Source organism: Paraburkholderia sp. GAS32, assembly GCF_050434225.1.
Lineage (GTDB): Bacteria > Pseudomonadota > Gammaproteobacteria > Burkholderiales > Burkholderiaceae > Paraburkholderia > Paraburkholderia madseniana.
In genome coordinates, this window is sequence record NZ_JBNPVS010000067.1 from 15,349 (window position 1) to 36,297 (window position 20,949).

General features: G+C 57.7%; 13 protein-coding genes and 1 pseudogene. 7 read left to right on the plus strand and 7 right to left on the minus strand.

What is annotated here, in order from left to right:
- Positions 1–50: 50 nt before the first annotated feature.
- A pseudogene (locus P3T25_RS44320) lies at positions 51–248 on the minus strand (IS481 family transposase); the annotation flags it as partial.
- Positions 249–1,086: 838 nt separating this feature from the next.
- Here P3T25_RS44320 and P3T25_RS44325 point away from each other — a divergent pair.
- Both P3T25_RS44325 and P3T25_RS44330 read left to right on the plus strand, forming a co-directional pair.
- Positions 1,087–1,920, plus strand: coding sequence for an alpha/beta fold hydrolase (locus P3T25_RS44325; RefSeq protein WP_429363716.1), 834 nt, complete (start codon positions 1,087–1,089; stop codon positions 1,918–1,920).
- 368 nt (positions 1,921–2,288) lie between these two features.
- A complete protein-coding gene (locus tag P3T25_RS44330) occupies positions 2,289–3,434 on the plus strand; it encodes a porin (RefSeq protein ID WP_429363718.1) in 1,146 nt (381 codons plus the stop codon).
- Positions 3,435–3,738: 304 nt separating this feature from the next.
- On the opposite strand, the gene P3T25_RS44335 is transcribed toward P3T25_RS44330, so the two are convergent.
- Positions 3,739–4,677: a LysR family transcriptional regulator gene (locus P3T25_RS44335; protein WP_429363720.1), complete on the minus strand. Its 939-nt coding sequence runs from the start codon at positions 4,675–4,677 to the stop codon at positions 3,739–3,741.
- A gap of 153 nt (positions 4,678–4,830) precedes the next feature.
- Between P3T25_RS44335 and P3T25_RS44340 the strand changes: the two genes are divergently transcribed.
- The 5 genes from P3T25_RS44340 (at position 4,831) to P3T25_RS44360 (ending at position 10,697) form a co-directional block, all read left to right on the plus strand.
- A complete protein-coding gene (locus P3T25_RS44340) occupies positions 4,831–6,417 on the plus strand; it encodes an efflux transporter outer membrane subunit (protein WP_429363722.1) in 1,587 nt (528 codons plus the stop codon).
- Positions 6,418–6,431: 14 nt separating this feature from the next.
- Positions 6,432–8,639 carry an FUSC family protein gene (locus tag P3T25_RS44345; RefSeq protein WP_429363724.1) on the plus strand — a complete coding sequence of 736 codons (2,208 nt, stop codon included), beginning with the start codon at positions 6,432–6,434 and terminating at the stop codon, positions 8,637–8,639.
- Complete coding sequence (locus tag P3T25_RS44350) at positions 8,629–8,829, plus strand: DUF1656 domain-containing protein (RefSeq protein WP_429363726.1); 201 nt, start codon at positions 8,629–8,631, stop codon at positions 8,827–8,829. Before P3T25_RS44345 ends, P3T25_RS44350 begins: the two co-directional genes overlap by 11 nt.
- Positions 8,830–8,842: 13 nt before the next feature.
- On the plus strand, positions 8,843–9,703 hold the full coding sequence (locus P3T25_RS44355; RefSeq protein WP_429363728.1) for an efflux RND transporter periplasmic adaptor subunit: 861 nt from the start codon (positions 8,843–8,845) through the stop codon (positions 9,701–9,703).
- A gap of 316 nt (positions 9,704–10,019) precedes the next feature.
- Positions 10,020–10,697 (plus strand): TetR/AcrR family transcriptional regulator, encoded by a 678-nt coding sequence (locus P3T25_RS44360; RefSeq protein WP_429363730.1) that lies wholly within the window; start codon positions 10,020–10,022, stop codon positions 10,695–10,697.
- Between the two features lie 71 nt (positions 10,698–10,768).
- Here P3T25_RS44360 and P3T25_RS44365 read toward each other — a convergent pair whose 3' ends face one another.
- The 5 genes from P3T25_RS44365 to P3T25_RS44385 form a co-directional block, all read right to left on the minus strand.
- Positions 10,769–12,220, minus strand: a complete 1,452-nt coding sequence (locus P3T25_RS44365; protein ID WP_429363762.1) for an efflux transporter outer membrane subunit — start codon at positions 12,218–12,220, stop codon at positions 10,769–10,771.
- Between the two features lie 176 nt (positions 12,221–12,396).
- Entirely contained in the window at positions 12,397–15,534 is a 3,138-nt protein-coding gene (locus P3T25_RS44370; protein WP_429363732.1) for an efflux RND transporter permease subunit, read from the minus strand.
- Positions 15,535–15,549: 15 nt separating this feature from the next.
- Positions 15,550–16,851 carry an efflux RND transporter periplasmic adaptor subunit gene (locus P3T25_RS44375; protein WP_429363734.1) on the minus strand — a complete coding sequence of 434 codons (1,302 nt, stop codon included), beginning with the start codon at positions 16,849–16,851 and terminating at the stop codon, positions 15,550–15,552.
- 1,329 nt (positions 16,852–18,180) lie between these two features.
- Positions 18,181–18,753 (minus strand): TetR/AcrR family transcriptional regulator, encoded by a 573-nt coding sequence (locus P3T25_RS44380; protein ID WP_429363736.1) that lies wholly within the window; start codon positions 18,751–18,753, stop codon positions 18,181–18,183.
- 1,790 nt (positions 18,754–20,543) lie between these two features.
- Positions 20,544–20,750, minus strand: a complete 207-nt coding sequence (locus P3T25_RS44385) for a hypothetical protein (protein ID WP_429363738.1) — start codon at positions 20,748–20,750, stop codon at positions 20,544–20,546.
- Between the last annotated feature and the right edge of the window lie 199 nt (positions 20,751–20,949).

Below are 20,949 nucleotides of genomic sequence, written 5' to 3' on the forward strand. Positions count from 1 at the left end.
CCTAGACCGGACCTGACAGGTAGTCGGAGAAGCGAGATAAGGAAGCAGATCTAGTGAGGGATCAGTTTCTCCCTGGCAAGTTCGAGTGAATCGAGGAAGGTACGCATAGGTGTTTTGCCATAGCACCATCGTCCCTGATGTTCGCGCTCATTGTTGTACTGGTCAAGCCATGCCTCCAGATCGGTTTGCAAGGCCGGGATGGAGTCATAGATCTTCCTGCGGAAGGCGACCCGGTAGAACTCATCGAGCTTTCAGTCGTTCACGTTGCTCCGCACCCCATAGCGGATCACCTTCTCGCGACAGAACTCGCATTCAGCTGAGCGGTCTTCCGGGAACCCGGACGCGACGTCTCGCTGTTTGCCTGAATAGAGGCTGCGTGTCGTTGTGACGAAATCATCGTGCGTATTGTCACTTGTCATTGGCGATCTGAAAGTCATCTAAGGCTGGCGGCGTGAAAGTATCGTTTCTTCGTTCGTTTTCTTCGAACTCATCTCTCTAACGCCGAGCTCTTCTTCGTTTCTTCTTCGGTACTTTCTGTCACTCCCCGTAGTGTTTCGCATGTTCTTCGTAATGGGCCATGTGAGGTTGGTCGCGACGTGGTGGTGGCGAATGGTCTCCGTCACTATGGTGAGTTTGAAACCGTCCGTTTTACGTGAATTTGGCGCCGCCGCCAATAGTCACTGGCATTTCCGCTTAGATCTTTGAGGAAATCGCCCGCGTTGCAGTCGCGATCTGCTAGGTGCTGATTGCCGCGGTGACTCTCGTCAGTTCCGACACTCGTCGCGCGTACGCCCGAAGTCGTTGAGTGTTTGCAGCGCAAACGGCTGCGCCTGAAAAGCCGCGTTTCCATAAAATCTCGTGATTTGTATTGACAATCGAGATTGTGGGATTGATGATGGAGGCAGAGTTTGGTGAGACTTCGAACCTGTCCGCACGAAAGCAGGGCGCACGGTCTCTTCGAATAGAGGCTTTCAGGGAGGAATAAACAGCTATGACAGTACAGCGTTCCAGCGGCAACCGATCGGGCGCGGTGTCCGGAAGACGTGGGCGTTTGGCTCGAGCCTGGTTTCTCGACACGGTGCGCCCATGAGCACGACCCTTGCCGCTACACGGCCCGAAGTTGGTCGTATGGTCCGGACGGGCCGGTGGCGTACAAATGTTCTGGAAATGGGGGAAGGCCCGCCGGTGATTCTGGTTCATGGATCGGGCCCGGGCGTTTCGGCCTACGCGAACTGGCGTCTGACGATGCCGGTGCTCGCATCGCGTTTCCGCGTGATTGCCCCCGACATGTTCGGCTTTGGGTTTAGCGAAGGTCCGCAAGGGCTGGTGTGTAGCATTGGGACGTGGACAGACCAGTTGTTCGATCTGATGGATGCGCTTGGCCTTGGACAGGTCGTTCTCGTGGGCAATTCATTCGGAGGGGCGGTGGCGCTTGCGGCCGCGATTGCCCGGCCCGAGCGCGTAAGGCGGCTGGTGTTGTGCGGTAGTGTTGGCGTTCCTTTCCCAATAACGCCAGGTCTGGACGCAGTGTGGGGTTATGAGCCGACGGTTGAAAACATGAAACGTTTGCTTGACTGGTTCGCCTTCGACAATGAGTTGATTACCGACGAGCTTGTGGAGCTGCGCTACCGCGCGAGCATCGAGCCGGGATTCCAGAAATCGTATGCCGGCCTGTTCCCGGCGCCAAGGCAGCGTTGGGTCGACGCTCTGGCGTCGAATGAGGTTGCGATCGCAGGGCTGCCGCACGAAACCTTGATTCTTCACGGTCGCGAGGATCGGGTGGTTCCGATCTCCAATAGTTTCCGCCTCCTTGAGCTGATCCAGCGAGCTCAGCTCCACGTATTTGGGCGGTGTGGTCACTGGACCCAGATCGAACGTGCCGCGCATTTTTCCGGGCTGATAGCCGAATTCCTGGAGTGAGCGTTTCCGACGATTCGATGTGCCCTGGCGCAAGCTGACAGTGGAACGGCACTAAGCTCAGTGCACCAGCCGCCATGCGGGCTGGTGCACTGAGCCACACGCTTTGCCAGAAAGGCACGCTGAACACCAACAGAAGCCGGCTGCGACGACGGTGCGGAAAATCGACTCAATGCCAGCTCAACGTTGAGAGCAAGCCGGTTTTGATGCGACGCGCCGAGCGGATGTAGTTGAAGCACGGATGGCGAAAACACCTGCGGCTCGGGATATGCGGAGGTATCGAACCGAACAGACTAGATGCTCATGGGTGTCTTGACTAAGCGGAGGAAGATGCTGATTTAAATTAGTAGTACTATATAAATGGAGGAGACATGAGGCGAATCGTAGTTGTGTCCATCATCGCTGCGGCGGTCCAGGTAGGTGGTTGGTGTACCTCTGCACAGGCGCAGAGCGTTTTGCTCTATGGTTTGGTCGATACCGGTGTTGAATATATTCACAACGCAAATTCTGCCGGCCACTCGGTCGCACGTTTGCAGGGCCTCACGGGGGAGCTTCCGTCGCGCTGGGGGGTGAAGGGGGTCGAGCCTCTCGGTGATGGCTATAACGCTATATTCACGCTCGAAAGCGGTTTTAACGCCGGTACAGGCAACCTTGGTCAGGGTGGGCGCCTGTTCGGGCGGCAAGCGTTCGTAGGAATTGACGGACCACTCGGCGCATTGACCTTCGGTCGTCAGTACACGATGCTGGCGTGGGCATCCGTGTACGGCGATTTCATTGGGCCTGGCATATATGGGATTGATTCGCTTGATGCGGGTTTCTCTGTCCCGCGCAGCGACAACACCGTGGCTTACCGGAAAAGCTTCAGTGGCCTGACTGTCGGCGCAAGCTATTCGTTTGGTCGGGACGCGTCACCTGCGGGTGGTTCGAACACGCCAGGCGCGAGTCCATGCGCGGGTAGCATTCCGGGCAACGCCCAAGCATGCCGAGAATGGTCGATGCTGCTGGAGTATGACGCAAAATACTGGGGTGTCGCGGCGGTCTACGATCGCCAGAACGGTGGTCCGGGTGCCTCCGTCAACCTGTTCAATGGCCTCACACCACTTCCCATGTCGGGCAGCGGAGATCACGACTCGCGCCTACTTGTCGACGGCTACTTGAAGTTCGACAAGTTCATGTTCAGTGCGGTTTGGATAAATCGACACGTCGAGGCGGATTCGCTGTTGACGCCCGACGTTACGTCGAATCAGTTTGCGCTGGAAGGGCAATACAAGGTGACACCGTCGCTGATCATTGACAGCTTGGTGCAGCGGATCGTCAACAGCCGGCAAGATACGCGGGCGAACATGGAGATGATGCGAACGACTTATTTGCTATCGGTACGCACGGCGGTCTATGCACAGGTAGCCTTCCTGCAGAATAGTCGGAATGCAGCTTACGCGGTCAGCGCCGCAGGCGGCACGCCGGGCAAGGGAATGAATCAGGCAGCCGCCATGCTTGGGATACGACATTCGTTCTAGGTGGATCGGTCGATCGATGCGAAGCGGAGAATATACAACGCGGTGCGGCCTGATCGCTTTCAGGCTGCTGTCCGACGACAACTTTGCGCAGTTGTCGTTGCGCGATCTAACGTGACCATCTCTCAAAGGTGACTGAACTCTCGCGGTTAAGGGACAACAGGACAATTCTGTACAACGCTGTCGACACGGATGCCGCAACATCGAGTTTCTGTTGTGTGCCCGTTGGTTGAACCATGTTCGAGGCGCTCAACGCCGAGCTCAAGGAACCTATAAAGATGCGTTGCACCGGTTTCATATTCAGGAATCAGCTACACGCGAACTTGCATAATTCAGCGTGATCGGCGGCCAGCGTGGGCGGCAGTTGGTCGCGCAGGAATTCGACCCACGTGCGGATCTTTGCGTCGAGATACCGGCGCGAGGGATATAGCGCGTAAAGATTCATCTCCTGCGATGTGTACTCCGGCAGAATCCGCACGAGCTGGCCGCTGCGCAGGCCGCTGATCGCCGAGTAGATCGGCACGAGGCCGATACCCATTCCCTCCCGCACTGCTACAGCCAGTGCTTCGAAGGCGTTCACCTGGAACGCTGCGGCCCCAAGTTCGAACGTTTCCCGGCCGTTCGGGCCATCGAAGATCCATTCGTTGGCCGGAAAAACTGGCGTGACCATTTGCAGACAGGTATGGCGGTTGAGATCCGCCGGAACCTGCGGCACGCCACTACGTTCCAGATAAGCGGGCGACGCGCAGGCAATGCTGAATGCACTGCCCAGGCGCTGTGACACAAAGATCGAATCGGGCAAACCCAGCGCGAGTGTCAGCGCGACGTCGTAGCCCTCTTCGATCAGGTCGGGCACTCGCTGCGCCAGCGTCAACTCAATGTGCACTTCCGGGTAACGCTGTTGATATTGCCCAATAGCCGGCACCACATAGTGCTGGCCGATGCTCGTCATGGCATGGACTTTCAGCTTGCCGGACGGCCTTGCATGAGCATCGCTCGCCTCTGCCTCGGCCTGATCCACGTAGGCGATGATCTGCTCGCAACGTTGCCGATAGCGTTGCCCTGCCTCGGTCAACGCGAGGCGGCGCGTGGTCCGATTCAATAGCCGTGTACGCAGATGCGTTTCCAGGTCGGAGACCGCGCGCGATGCGTACGCCGTGGTCGTATTCAGGTGTTGCGCTGCACCCGTGAAGCTGCCTGCTTCCACGACGCGGAGAAACACGCGCATGTTTTGAAGCGTGTCCATATATATCCTTACTGAGCTAGGATAATTGTTACACGTTTAGCAAGAACGATTGTCTCAATTTTAGTAAGGATTACTTGTATTTTTACGACTTATTCACGAATGGATCAAAAAATATACTGAAACGCCGAGACCGTGCCACATAAGGGAAGAATTGTGCAATTTCCGCTGAAGAAAAACGGTGCAGCGCTCGTCATTCTTGCGATCTCACTAACAATGGCAGGCTGTGCCAGTACTCGAGGAATCGCCCCGCAAGCCAGTGGCATTGCGCTGGCCTCTCTCGATGCTGGTGCCGCCGTTCGTGCCGCCAATATCGAGGCGCAATGGCCTGTTGTCGACTGGTGGCGTGCTTACAACGATCCGCAGCTCAACGCGTGGATTGACGCGGCAGTGGCCGGCAATCCAACGCTCGCGATTGCGCAGGCGCGGGTGCGCCTGGCGCAATCGCTGGCCGGTGTGGCACACGCGGCATTGTCGCCGCGGGTCGACGGCAGCCTCTCGATCGAACGCGAGCACTGGCCGGACAATGTCCGTTACGGACCGGGCCGGCTTTCCAACGCAAACACTTGGAACAACACCGGCACGATTGGCCTGTCCTATCACCTCGACCTGTGGGGCAAGGACAAGAACGCCGCAGAGCGCGCGCTCGACGCCGCTTATGCCAGTGCGGCCGACGAACGCGCCGCACAGCTCGAACTTGAAGGGAATGTGGTGCGGGCATATATCGGCATGTCGTTGAATTGCGCGCTGCTCGATATCGCGAGGGCCACGCTTACCCAACAGCAGCAGATCGCCGGTCTCGCAACGCGCCGCCTGAAAGGCGGTCTCGGCACCCAACTCGACGTAAGCCAGTCCGAAACGCCGCTGCCCGAATACGAACGGCAGATCGACGAGCTCGCAGAGCAGATCGCACTTAGCCACAATCAGCTCGCCGCGCTGGCTGGCAAGGGGCCGGGCGCGGGCGATTCGATCGCCCGGCCGACGCTAGCGTTGAATGCCCCTGCCGGTTTGCCTTCGGCCTTGCCTGCTGAGCTGCTCGGCCACCGGCCCGACGTCGTCGCGGCGCGCTGGACCGTAGCGGCGCAGGCGCGCGGCATCGACGTCGCCAAGGCCAACTTCTATCCGGACATCAATCTGCTCGCGTCGATGGGCGGCTATGCCGCGGCGGGTCCGCTGTTTCAGTTCCTGCGGTCGGCGAGCGGCGGCTGGACGGCTGGTCCGGCGCTGTCGCTGCCGATTTTCGACGGGGGTCGGCTGCGTTCGGAGCTGGGTGCAGCGGATGCGGGCTACGACACGGCGGTCGAGCAGTACAACCAGACTATCGTCGGCGCACTGAAGGACGTGGCCGACCAGGTGGTGCGCATTCGCTCGCTGGAGACTCAGGAAAGCGATGCGGAGCGCTCGGTTGCCATCGCGCGCAAAAACTATGACCTGGTGAAAGAAGGCTACCGGCGCGGTCTGACGGATTACCTCAATGTGCTGGTCGCGCAGAACCAGTTACTGCGGGCTCAGGAGGGTGTCGCACGTATCCAGGCCCAGCGCCTCAGCGCCCACACCTCGCTGATGACCGCGCTTGGCGGCGGCCTCGCCGATCCCGCGGACGGCCCAAAGCAGGATGAGACGCTGGCCGCGCACGGTCACGGCAACGCACCGGCTACCGCGCCGGCCGCCGCCGCATCAGCAGCCTCTGCGACCGCCAACACGGTCAGCAAGGCGTCCACCCACGCGGCTGTTGTGCAATGAAGGCCAAGGCGATCATGTCTATCTCCCCCCCATCGGCTCCCCGCCGGCTGCTGACTCTCACGACCCTCAACTCGGCGGCGGTCTACTGGGCGCGCACAGCCGGCCGCACGTGGATCTATCTGTTCAAGGTGCTGGCCGCCGTGTTTCTTGCGCTCTTCGTTGCGATGAAGCTTGACCTGCCGCAGCCGCGCACCGCGATGCTCACCGTGTTCATCGTGATGCAGCCGCAAAGCGGGATGGTGTTCGCTAAGAGCTTCTACCGGATCTGCGGCACGCTGGCCGGTCTCGTGGCGATGCTGGTATTCATCAGCCTGTTTTCTCAGCAGCCCGAACTGTTTATCGCCTCGACGGCTATCTGGGTCGGCATCTGCACTGCGGGTGCTGCGCGTAACCGCAATTTCCGCACGTATGGGTTTGTGCTGGCCGGCTACACGGCGGCGTTGGTCGGCTTTCATGGTGCACAACATCCGGATGACGCGTTCGTGTCAGCGCTGACGCGTGTGGCGGAAGTCGTGATCGGTATTGTTTGCGCGGGTGCAGTTAGCGGACTGGTGTTTCCGCAGCTCACCGGTGAACAGATGCGCACTACGGCACGCGCTCGTTTTAGCGCGTTCGTTGATTATATCGCGGCATCGCTGTCGGGACGGTTGGTCCGCACAGAAATCGAAGCGACTAACGCGCGCTTTGTTGCCGACGTCGTGGGCTTCGAAGCGATTCGCAGCGTCGCCGTGTTCGAAACGCCCGCTTCGCGGATGAGGAGCGGTCGTCTGTCCCGGCTGAACAGCGAGTTCATGGCCGCGTCGACACGCTTTCACGCCTTGCATCAGTTGATGAACCGGTTGCGTGATGCTGGTGCGTCCGCCGCGATCGAAGCAATCGAGCCGTATTTCAAGGAGATCGCGCCGCTACTCGACAAATCGGGCGAACCGGTTCTCACCGCTGCGGACGCCGCACATGCGGCGAGGCAACTTGAAGCCTACAAACCCGAGTTGCGAAAACGGATGCTCGCGACGCGCGACGTGCTCGAGGCGAAACCTGACGTGCCGCTACTCGATTTCGATACGGCCGCCGAACTTCTTTTCCGCTTTATCGACGATCTGCATGCGTATACGGCCACCTATGCATCGCTGGCTGTCGACGCGCACGAACGCGAGCGCTGGATCGAACATTACGAGCCGAAGACCAACGCATTTGTCGCCGGTGTCGCCGGCATCCGTGCGACGATCGTCTTGGCGTTACTCGGGGCATTCTGGATCGCGACCGCGTGGCCAAGCGGTGGCGAAACGCTGCTGCCCTTCGGCGCCGCAGTCTCCGCGTTGGCGTCGTCGTCGCCGAATCCGACCCGCGCCGCGTTCCAGATGGCGGGCGGTGCGATCCTGACGTCGCTGATGGCAATGATCGTGATATTCGGTCTGTATCCACGTATTGACGGTTTCCCGCTGCTGTGCGTTGCGCTTGCTCCATTCCTGTTGCTCGGCGTCTTTATGACGACGCGTCCCAAACTGGCCGGTTACGGCGTGGGCTACTGCATCTCCTTCTGCTTCCTCGCTGGCCCGGACAATGTGATCAGTTACGATCCGGCGGGGGTGATGAATGACGCGCTGGCGACTTTTCTGGGGATGGCCGTGGCCGCGGTGGCGTTTGCGCTCCTGCTGCCGCCATCGCTGCCATGGATGCGCAACCGGCTGTTGGTCGACCTGCGTCGTCAGATCGTGCCAGCCTGCCATTCCCGCCTCAAACGGCTCCGGTCCCGCTTCGAAAGCGGAACGCGCGACTTGATGTTCCAGATCAATGCACTTGCCGCAAAGGAGCCCGAGGTGCAACGGGACAGTTTGCGTTGGTTGTTCACGGTGCTCGAAGTAGGTAACGCGATTATTGACATGCGTCTGGAGATTGGGGCGCTGCCGGACGATGCCCGCTATGAGGTGAAGACGTCGTGGCGGGTGGCCGAGCGCAAGACGCGCGACGCAGTCGCGGCGCTGTTCGATCGCCCGGATACACAGCGCTTGTACGAAGCCCTGGCGGCCACGACCGATGCGCTTGCGGCTATACAGCAAGCGATGACGACGTTCACGTCGCCGGACGAAGAGCGTCATCAGCTGCAACGCATTTTGAGCCATCTGCATTTTATTCGTACCGCGCTGCTCGATCCGCAATCGCCCTTGGGAGCGCGGGTGGACGCACCGACCAATGTCCAGGACGGAGTTCGCCATGCCACGTGAAGTCGCTGTCCTTGATGCGTACGTGCCGGCAATCGTGCTGCTGTCTATCGTCGGCGTTGCGCTTACCTGGTTGCTGGATCGTGTGATCGCCTATACGGGCCTTTACCGCATTGTTTGGCACCCCAACCTGTTCCGCGCCGCCTTGCTCGTGTGTGTATGCGGCGTGTTGAGTCTCGCCGTTTATCGTTGATTAGAATCGAATCATGACCATCCGAAATGCTCTAGGTCTTATCGCAACAGCTGTCGTATTCATTGTCGCGATCCTGATTGGCCGTGCCTTGTGGGTTCACTACATGGATGAACCATGGACGCGTGACGGACGGGTGCGCGCGGACGTTGTCAACATTGCGCCGGACGTTTCAGGCGCGGTAGTGGCGCTGCCGGTACACGACAACCAGTTCGTGAAGAAGGGCGATTTGCTGATGCAGATTGACCCATCGCATTATCAGATCACGGTGGAGCAGGCCGAGGCGGCGGTTGCAGCACGTAAAGCCGAACTGCAGATGCGCCGCGACGACGCGCGACGACGCGCGGACATGGACAGCCTGGTGGTCTCGAAGGAGAGCCGGGATAACGCGACGCATACGGCATCGGCGGCGGAAGCTGCCTATGAGGAGGCGTTGGCCGCACTCGATGCGGCGAAGCTGAATCTGGAGCGCACGCGGGTAGTGTCACCGGTGGACGGATACGTGACCAATCTGAGCGTGTTCCAGGGGGACTATGCGACGGCGGGCTCTGCGAAGCTTGCAATTGTGGATAGTCATTCGTTCTGGGTGTATGGGTATTTTGAAGAGACGAAGCTGCCGCACGTCAACGTCGGCGACAAGGCGGAGATGCGGCTGATGAGCGGCGGGGTATTGCAGGGGCATGTGGAGAGCATTTCGCGCGGGATTTATGATCGGGACAATCCGCAGAGCCGAGAGCTGCTAGCTGATGTGAATCCTACTTTCAACTGGGTCAGGTTGGCGCAGCGGGTGCCTGTAAGGATTCGGATTGATCATGTGCCAGATGGTCTTATGCTTTCTGCTGGGACTACTTGTACAGTTGTTGTTAAACCAGGCTGATTGTTAGTTAATAGCGCCGGCTTTCCCTCGTACGATGTTCGCATGCACTTGTTTCCGCTAACATGATCGCCAACGAGGTGGCTTAGTATGCGTAATTCTCGATGTTAAGCTATGCGTGATAGACGCCGTCGGCGGGGCCGCTCGCTGGCCTGTTGAACTCGATGTCCGCGAGTTGCGAGCGGCACAATGTCGGGATCATGATGTGAGTTCATTTGAAGAGACCTGGGCCATAAGCTTGGGGATTCGATAGTTGGGATAGCAGTTCCTGCGAGGGAATGCACTGATTGAAGTGTCTGGCGAAAATGCACGAAAGACTATGAAGATTGCGGACCGACCTGCATACAAAGGGTTGTCGACGAAGAGGGAAGCGGACGCGGCGCTGTCCAAACGTAGCCAGCCGTTGCACCGTCGAAGTAGAGTTGCTGCGTGCGATGCAAGAAATACCATTCTGGAAGCCGCTGCGGAACTCTTTTGCTCTGAAATGTACGACTCTGTGGGCCTCGACCGTGTTGCGGCCGAGGCAGGCTTCCACAAAATGAATATCTATCGTTCGTTCGGATCGCGCGAAGGTTTGGTACAGGCCTGCGTTGTACAACTCTGTGAACGCGAGCTCGCTCAGTGGGACGCACTTCTGAATCATTTCTCAGGGAGTCCGCGTGAGCAACTACGGCAACTGTTTGTCGATCTATCGAACCGCTTGCTGGCCGGCGATTGCCATGATTGTCGTATGCACCGGCTTGTGAGGCACTTCCCAAATGCGGCACATCCTGTGCGCGTGACGATAGCCGAATATAAGCATGCGTTTCACGGATTGTTGCGGAAGCTCAGTCTAGCATCGGATGTGGCCGATGCTGCTGGATTGGCCGATACCTTGATGCTGCTATGGGACGGTGCAACCATGAATTTGCGTGCGCCGAGCGACACTCAGCAAGTCGCTCGGCGCCTACCCGCACTGATTCACGAAATATTGCGAACCTACGGAGCGGCTTGTTGAGGTTGGTAGAGGTCTTTCGGCGTGCAATACATTGATCGTCGATGTTCCACTTCAACATCACTTACCGGACGTCACCTGTTATTCGCAATCCGCGTGCTATCAGGAGCGTTCCAGCCGCCCCCGAGTGCGCGAAACGTGCGTACGGCGGCGCGCGCGGCATCCGCACGGCTACTGTCCACATCATCTCGCGCAATGAGTAGCTGGCGATTAGCGTCGAGGACGTCGGTGAGCTGTATCGCGCCCGCTTCATACGCGCGTTGAGACAGGTCGCGGGCACGGGTCAGCGACGCAACTTCGCCCTGCAATTCGTGCAACCGTACCTCTGTCTGTGAGAGTACGAAGAGAGCATCTTCGACGTCTTCTGTAGCTTTGAGGGCCGCCTGTCGATATTCGGCGAGCGCTTCCGCATTAGCGCCGCGTGCCTGCGCAACTTCTGCATTGACTTTGCCGAAATCGAAAAGACGCCACCGGAGCGCTCCTATCCCAATGGGTTGGAACGCTGAGCCCGTGAACAGGTGATTGGTGCTTGTGCTGTCGAATCCGAGTGCGCCGGAAAGCGAGATTTTCGGATAGTAGTCCGAGATTGCGGCTCCGATGCGCTCACTGGAGGCGGCCAGTCGCCGTTCCGCCGCCATGATGTCCGGACGGCGTCGGAGAACGTCCAACGGCTCGTCGCTCGCATCAATTGAGGGAATTGCTGGGATTTCGCTCGGATTTGCCAACTCCTTCGCATACGTTCCCGGCTGTGCGCCCATCAGAACGTCAAGTCGGTTAAGCTGTGCCTCCAATCCGGTGCGAAGCGCCGGGACAGTCGATGTTGCCTGTTTGAGCAGCGCCTCCGCCTGAGCCACTTCCCTGTCTTCTGCGGCGCCTAGCCGGCGTCGGACCTGAACGAGGCTCAGAAGATGTGTATCGGTTTCGATTTGATCATTCGCCACCGCCAATCTCGCCTGGAACCCTCTGATCTGCAGGTAGGCGTCGGCAGCATCCGCAGCAACAGTGATTCGTGTCCCAACCTGTTCGTCCTGCGCGGCTTGTACCTCATCACGAGCCGCCGCGGCATTACGGCGTAGGCCGCCGGCCAGATCGATTTCCCAACTCGAGAAGGCCCCTACGTTGTACTCTTTCTGATCGCGGGTGTATCCGGGGAGGGTGCTCCCAAGTGCACCCAGCGGGCTTCGGAGGCTTTGATGCTGGGCCGTTCCCGTTGCGTCAAGATCTACTGTCGGGAGGAGCTGAGCGCCAGCTGCGGTCGCCGTTGCCCGGGCCTGCTGGACTCGTGCAAGTGCAACTGCAAGATCAAGGTTCTCGTCCAGCGTCCGTTCTACGACTGTGACAAGTATCGGATCGTTGAAGCCCGTCCACCAACGGTCGAGGCCAGGCGCGGCCACCCGAGTTTTTGGAGCGTTCGTTGCTGTGATATTGTGAAACGGAGCGAAGTGGGCCGCAGGGGGTACGTAGTCGGGCCCAACAGCGCACCCGGAAAGTCCGAGAGCGAAACTTGCGACCATAACCCCGAGCATACGTCCCGAGTTTTTGCTTGCCGACACGCGAGGGATCGTTAAACGCCCGAGGCACACTCTCGCGCTCCCGCTCACTGTGAGAGAAGTTTCCGCATACCGTTGGCGTTCAGGCGCGGATCGCAGGTTGTGAGCTCCGAGAGCGCAGCAGCGCCGAGATTCGAAAGCGATTCTGGTCGTCATGCGCGCTCCTTGTGGCCAAATTTGCGGATGAATACATAAAATGCGGGTGTGAAAAGTAAGCCGAAGCAAGTCACACCCAACATCCCGAACAACACGGCCGTTCCAAGCGATTGCCGCATTTCAGCACCGGCGCCTGTTGAAACAGCGAGCGGAGCAACTCCCAGGATAAACGCAAAAGATGTCATGAGGATTGGGCGAAGGCGCGTACGCGCTGCATGCACTGCAGCGTCGGCGGGGAGCGTGCCTTCGTCTTCCTTCTGACGCGCGAACTCTACAATCAGAATCGCATTTTTGGCGGCAAGACCGACAAGAACAACGAAGCCGATCTGCGCAAGGATGTCGATTGACATACCGCGGAATATCAAGCCAGTTACCGACGCGAGCAGACACATGGGCACAATCAGAACGATCGCGAGAGGTAGCTTCCAGCTCTCGTACTGGGCAACCAGAACAAGAAACACGAATAGAGCGGCCGCACCAAAGACGAGAAGAGTCGGGGTGCCACGTTGCTGCTGTTGGTAAGCAAGCTCGGTCCACTCAAATCCAATGCCCTGCGGGAGAATCTGATGCGCCAGCTCCTCCATCCGGCGCAGTGCCGTTCCGGTCGCGACGCCTGGCGCAGCAACCCCTTGAACCTCGGCAGCAGGGTAGAGGTTATAGCGAGGCACGCGATACGGAATCGTACTGCTGCGCATTTGCGCGACCGTGCCAATCGGCACCATTTCGCCAGACGTGTTGCGCACTTTCAGTCGAGTTATATCCTGCGGGGTACGCCTGAACTGGCCATCAGCCTGGACGATCACCTGGTAGGTTCTGCCGAGGTAGTTAAAGTCGTTCACATACTGCGAGCCCAGATAGACCTGTAGCGCAGAGAAGACGTCAGTTGGGGTGAGCCCAACCTGCTCCGCTTTCACGCGGTCGATGTCAGCGAAGACCGAGGGCGAACCCGCATTAAACAACGTGAACGCGCCGGCAAAACTTGGATCCTTGTTGGCCGCGGCGACGAGAGCATGTGCTGCCTGCACGAGCGCTTCCGGGCCGAGGCCAGCACGGTCCTCGAGCATCATCTTGAAGCCACCGGCGTTGCCGATACCCTGCACCGGCGGAGGCGGAATTGTAAGGACGTACGCTTCATGGATTGCCGATAGGCGCTTGCGCAGGTCCGCCAATACCGTATTCGCAGTTACACCATGGATAGAGTGATTGTAGAGCGACGGTAACCCAGAAAAGATGGTGCCGGAGTTTGAGGCCACCGTGAAGGTCGTCGCATCGAGCCCTGCGAACGGGGCAACGTGTTCAACTCCGCGCGTCGTCAGGATGATGTCGGCGGCACGTCGAACTACCTTCTCGGTTCTGTCCAACGATGCGCCAGGTGGCAGTTGAACGACGGTGATCAGATAGCCCTGGTCCTGCTCAGGAATGAAACCGGTCGGAGTGTGTGAGAGTTCCAGTGCCGCCACGCCAATTAGCGCTAGATAGATCACTAGTACAACGGTTAGTCCCCGGACCATGCGGCGAGTGAGATTCCCGTATCCGAATGACAGCCTGTCGAAGCCGCGATTGAAACGGTCAAACCCTGCGTGCAGCAGCCGATACGGCCCGCCGGCGCGTGTAGCGTTGTGGGGTTCGTGAGCCTTGAAGAGAACAGCACAAAGCGCTGGGCTGAGGGTGAGTGACACGAAACACGAAATGACAGTCGACGCCGCGATGGTGACTGCAAACTGACGGAAGAAAAGTCCCGAGATCCCACTCAGAAACGCAGAGGGGACGAACACGGCACATAACGTTAGGGCAATCGAGAGGAGTGCGCCACCGACTTCGTCCATTGTTCGATGAGCGGCCTCTATCGGCGCCATCCCAGAGCGCATGTTACGCTCCACATTCTCGACAACAACGATCGCGTCGTCGACTACGATGCCGACCGCAAGGACTAGTCCAAATAGAGACAGATTGTTAAGCGATATCCCGAACGCATCCAGCACAATAAACGATCCGAGTAGCGAAACCGGGATCGCAATGACCGGAATAATTGTGGCGCGCCAATTTTGAAGGAAGATAAACACTACGCCGACGACAAGCAGAATCGCGACGAAAATCGTGATGATCACCTCGTGGACCGATTTGCCAATGAAGATTGTCGGGTCGTAAATAATCTTGTAATCGACGCCCTGCGGGAAGTCCTTCTTCAGCTCCTGCATGGTGGACAGGACTTCATGCTCGACCGCCAGGGAGTTGGCGCCAGGCTCAGCGAAAACCAGCAAAGACGATGAGTCGTTGCGATCCATGAAGGCCGTTGAGCCGTAGTCAGCTGCACCAACCTCGACGTGACCAATGTCGCGGATACGCGTCACACGTCCCTGGCTGTCGGATTTCACGACGATGTCTGCAAACTGCGCGGGCGTAGAAAGCCGACCAAGTGCTTCGACGTTAATCTGATACGCCGCGGTCCCGGGAGTGGGTGGCTGATTCAAAATGCCAGCCGAGACCTGCAGATTTTGAGCACGTAATGCTGTAAGTACCTCGCCTGCATTGAGATTGTTGGCAGCGACCTTGTCTGGATCGAGCCAGATACGCATAGCATATTCGCGTGCACCCAGGAACTGTACATCACCGACGCCTTCCAGTCGCGCAAGCGCGTCCTTCACGTGCAAAGTCGCATAGTTCGAAAGATAAAGCATGCCGTGCGATTTGTCCGGCGAATAGAGGTGTACCGCCATAAGTATGCTTGGCGTAGACTTCCTGACCTGGACACCTAGTCGCTGGACGTCTTCCGGCAGCCTTGGCAGGGCATCCTGCACGCGGTTCTGCGTCAGCATCTGTGCGACGTTAAGGTCGGTGCCGATCCGGAAGGTGACGGTTATCGCGAGCTTGCCATCGCCGGTGGACTGGCTGCTCATGTAAATCATGTTCTCCACGCCATTGATCTGTTGCTCGAGTGGCGTAGCAACTGTGCGTGCGATGGTCTCCGCCGACGCCCCTGGATAGGTCGTCGTAATCTGCACAGTCGGCGGAACAATTTCCGGATATTGTGCGACCGGGAGCACGAACATCGCCCCGAGTCCGATCAGTGTCAAAAAGCTGCTTACGACAGTCGCGAATCGCGGTCGGTCAATAAAGAAATGTGCAATGCGCATGGTTCTGGTTCGATCCTAGTCCTGGTTGGAGGAGTAACGAATCGCACCATCCTGCGTTACTACCTTTGCTCCGGGCGACACATACGGCAACCCATCTACAATCACGCGGTCATTCGCAGTGATGCCGGTGCGGATTACCCGAAGGCCTCCACGAATATCGCCGACTTCAACCTGTTTAGGCACAACAGTGCCGTCCGCGGATACGGTCATGACTATGTGTTGCGATTGGTCAGGAAGTACGGCTGCGTCTGGCACGAGCAGCGTGGGCACAGGACGTGCAACAATCAGCCTCACGCGCGCGAACTCTCCGGGAGTCAGAAGACGGTCAGGATTCGGAACGGTTGCCCGGGCGTGAATCGTTCCGCTTGAACGGTCGAGAACGTTGTTTATAAAGTCGAGCGTACCCTGACGCGAAAATCCGTTACCGTTACCAATTGCAAGCTCAACTTTGTCAGAAAGGACTCCGTTGGTCTGCGTACGGTATTCTGAAAAGGTCTGGAAGTCGGCCTCGCTCATGTCGAAGTCGAAATGGATAGGATCGAGCGACACAAGTGTGGCAAGGAGGGTCGTCGGACTGGTCGCCGCGCGACTGCCGGAAACTAGGTTGCCTACAGAAACAAGATGCGAGCCGATGCGTCCAGTGAAGGGCGCAGTGATACGGCAGTGCTCCATGTCGAACTGAGCGTCGTGAATCTGGGCTTTGGCGTCGTCGACTGAAGCTTGTGCCGTCTGTTGGTCAGACGTACGCTGTTCGACATTCTGGATTGTTCCAGCGTCGTTAAGTTGAAGTTTCTGCGCGCGACTGAGTTCGCGATTTGCAAGTACGAGCCGAGCCGTCGCCGTCTCAAGCTGGGATTGAGCCTGAGCAAGTCTTATCTCATACGGGCGCGAGTCGATCGTAAAGAGCGAATCACCCTTGTGGACGATGTCTCCATCCTTGAAAAGTATGCCGGTTAGGGTGCCGCCGACTTGGGGGCGCAGTTCAACCTGGTCGACTGCGGAGAATTGTCCGAGGAAACCGAGTCGTGTGTCGAGCTCCCTCATAAGCGGTTTGCTCACCGTTACGTGTGGGAGTGGCGCTGCGTGTGCGTCAGTGGAGGGAGACGCTCCGCTTCCTGAGCGAATCCATATGCCAATTCCGATGGCCAAGATCGCCGCCCCGCTTGCAAGCCAAAACCCGCGTCGCGCTTGCCTTTTCGCACCCCGGCCGACGGCCGCCTGTATCTGATCGTTCTCGTCTTTCGTCCGCGTGTCCACTTGCTCAAATTCCTCGAAAATCAACTTGCTCGTCTGGTTGAGGCCGGCCGATCCAGCCATAGCGCCCTCCTGACTGGGATATTTGCGTGGGATCGACTCCTTCGCATCCGCAGGCTATGACGGCGATCTCAATGTGGAGTATATATAACATCCAGAAAATTTGCGCGGGATGAAAGCGAGACTCAAAAAAATCATGGATGTCTGCGACTGCATGGTGAGGAGATGCGCGAATGGTGCTGTCACGTTGAGTGAGCGCTCGCATGACATGATGCGATGTCGAAAACGAAATCGCTTTATCAGAATCACCGGCTCCCGGATCCCGGCCATCAGTCATGCTGCGCGTTGCTATTTCCGATTCCAGAAAAGCCAGTGCGGCATCGGGAGTTGCTGTTCGAGCACGGAGTGACGGTCAGCTACAAGACGATTCGCCACTGGCCGAGGTGTTGTCATCCCACGAGTTGTAGTCGCAAACCGCTTTGTTGGGTTTGGATCATACCGCGGCGATCTTGGTGAGTTTTAAGGAGTATACATATACGCCACAAATCGAAAGAATATCTGAGGTGTTAGAGGATATCCTCTGAGAGGCAAAACGCGCGGCGGAAGGCGAATCCCCAGCGCTTCAGTAGCGTAAATTAGCGTGCAAGGACTACGTAGCGTTGCTACCACGGACACCACGAATAGATCTGAACTTGGCAGGCGTGAGTTTTGCTGACACGACGTGTCGCACGAGGTCGCTATGGAGAAGTGCCCGAGCGGGTCGGCGGCATTTTTTCAGCCGTGAACATGCCTGAACATCGCGTTTAAAAATATGTTGCTACGCTCGGTATGTTCAGGAGATGCCAGATGCAACTCTTGCGAGCTGGAGGGCGCGGCATACCGACAGAACGTGGCGGGGGTACACCACGGCGCCGGCATCGGCAGAGGGCGGCTGGCATTCTCTGGCCGGACCGTTGGCGATCCTCGATGTTGTTTGGACGAGACGTTGTGTTCCAGCGTGGGCGAAGGACGCGCGGCAAGTCGACCGTGGACGAAGACATCAACTTCGCCGCGCAGAAGAATGCAATTGCCTAGTTCGGTCTGAACGCGACGCGTGTGGTCTCCGGGGTGCTATATGCGAAATGCCGGTAACTGTTCGAGGCGCAGTGTTTCCGGCAGGTTTCGAACTGCTCGGGAATGCACCGGCCTATGCGTCTACAATTGATGCCGGGAAGCAGTCCTCCCGGTACATCTGTCTGTGTGTCGGTATGGATATGGTGCACCTCCGGCGCACGCAACGAGCGCCTTGTCAGTATCGTCCGAGGTTGCATCGGGCGGCGGTCAGGCAATCACATCTTTGCGTTAGTGGCCTGTATTGCGATTCGGCGCCATTATCCGATAATGGAACTATTTTCAGGTGTGCTGCACAGCGTATAACCCAACCAGTTCGTCAGCTACATTGTCCAGAATTTGCTTCGAGAGTTTCGGATCCGAAACGGTTCTGGCGAGCGCCAAACCTCCGACGCACGCACTGAAGAGAAGCATGGCTCTCGGGCGCTTACTTTCGGCCAAATCGGCAGGAAGAGCCTTCTCGAAGAAGTCGAATATCCGCCTAAGACGCATTGTATAGGCGTCGCGAGCGGCTTCGCTGCTCCGACTGACATCATTCACAAGCGCCGATAATGCACAACTTTCACTCAACGCATCGCGGTGAGTCTCAGACAGATAGCTGCGCATTGCCTTGCGGATGTTTGACCTGTGAGCAATCTCCCACCTGTCTAGGTCCGAAAGTGCGGCGGCCAAGGCTTCCACAACGAGGTCATCGCGTGACTCAAAGTGCTTATAGAACCCGCCTACCGTGAGCCCGGCTTCCGTCATGATATCTGCCACGCTGACGCCTTCCAGTCCAACCTCACGAAACCGCTTTGCGGCTACATCAACGATCCGTTGATGTGTCGCCAATTTATCTGCTTGGGAGTGTCCCATTGTTCTTCCGCCGAGGATTAATAGCCACCAAGATATCTAAAGTACCATCATAATCTTCATTTCGTGCAAAAGAAAGCGACTTCCTAGCAACGGATCATTTGATTTTTGGTGGGAGTCTTCGGATACGTCGGCACCTCGTTGCTGTATCTTTCTCGGGGGTTCCTGTGTGGGCGGTGATCGCAGGTTCCCTGTTGACGTTTAGCAATCGCATGGCAACGCGAATGAAAGGCCGTCGGTACGAAACACTATAGAGGAAAAAAACGAGCACGGAGAAGGCCGTGCTCGTGACGAGAGGGGACACACAGTGCTATAGGGATGTCCCTTGGTCGAAAACAGCGGCCGACAGGAAGGCTCGCTGGTACATTGCCACCCAGGCTGCTTGAGACATACCACACGGCAATATACGAGCGCTAGGATAGTGATGTTTTATTTCTGGGTATAGATGCCGCGCGCGAAAACACTATTTTCCGGATCGGAATAGTAGGCGGTATCCGGGCACCAGCGAAATCTGGGATGTGAAGTGTGTCAACTCGTTTGGAGTTGCACGAGTGGATAATGGTCATCGGAAGGCCAATCCCTCGCTAACATTCGGTTGCCGCTTGCCTGAAGATGAGCGACAGAAGAAATGCAACAGATAATGCTGGGGGCCACCACCTTTTTTGAGTGCATGAAATGCTCCGCAACTCATAGAATGCGACGCGCCGCCTTGGCACTGAGATTCTTCCGTTCTCTACATAAAATTTGTGGAGCATTTTCATACGCCACATGAACTCGAGAGTGCATTCGCTTTTTAGGCGCATGTTGCGCTCGACTAGTCAGCAGATGCTTTGCCAAGCGTGCCCGCCTGGTTCCAGGACTCCGGGCTCCGCGTTTCGGTCATCCAATATTCGCGGGCTCGGGGCTGCCTGCGAGGCTTTTATCTGCAGCTAAATGCGAAGATGTTTGCATGATGCAACGCGAGGTAACCTCCTATGCTGCGGAATCTTGATCGACTTGCCAAAAGGAAACACGCTCTCCCAGAGTGTTTTACGGTCGTTCGCCTGGTGGTTGTCTATGTTGGCGAGGAGTGCCACAAATCCGTTCCGGCCAACGTCGGCTCTTTTCCGCTCGAGATACGTGATTGGCAGAAGTCACCTATACCTGCCGTTCGGGCAACCGTGCCGACGGACTGCTCCGGGTCGGCTTTTTGCCGATGGCGATGTGATAGTTCAGCGCTGAAGGAGGGGAATCGCGTGCGACTGGGTCCTGCTGAGGCAGCAGCCGACAGCAATTCTGATGGACGAGGAAGCGGCATGCGGTTTGGCCTGCCGGAGTCTTTAGCTTGGCACGACGGCGGCTGAATCCGCAGGATCGGGCGGTACTGGAAGCGCGAATTCCTGCTCGATTAGTGTCCGGGGGATTTGTCGCTACTCACCAGTACATCGTTCGAGGCTGCCGTCTTGTTGCCCGAACTGATAGGTGCGCTCGCTGATTCTTTCGGCAAAAGTCAGATCGGGCATGCAGTCGTCTCCCCCTAAAACGGAGTCTCCGTGCCAGGTGCTTAGGCTCCCCTAAGCCGCAGACCATCTGCAACTTTGAAAATATGCTTTTCATCGGCGATGACGCATCACGTCCCAACATTGGCGTGGGTCCATTTGCTTGAGCATTCTCCGCCGTATCAATTCGCGACGGTAGTGACTGGCAACCAGCACTGCGGCGACGGCCAGTCCTAAAACCCCCACGACAATTCCCGCCCACGAGTCACTCAAGGAAGGCTCCCTTGGCTGAAGAACTGGATCACCCACTAAGTGTTATTTGTCGTCAAGCATGCGCGCAGCAGCCTTGAGAAAAAGCTGGCCGTCGTCGGTAACGCGAGGGCGTTGTTGACCGGAGGCGAGTTGCTCCAGTGTGACAAGTTGTTGTTCAAGAAGCGTTTCCAGATCTGCACGATCCAGGCTCATTGGGTCCGGCGCATCCTTGAGCAGCATGAGCGTGGCGAATTCATGTGGGCTGAGCATCTCCGTCTCCTGGCTACGCCTTCGTTTCGCTGGCAACCTAATCCGTTGTACTTGCTTCAGAAGCCGGATCAATTCGGGGATGGCGGCCGTGGAGAGCACGATTCAGGTGAGTGCGTATCGCGCGCCAACGTGTCCATATTAATATCGAGATGAACGAAAGATCAATATTTGGGAAATATTTTTCCGCGCAAGGTGAGGA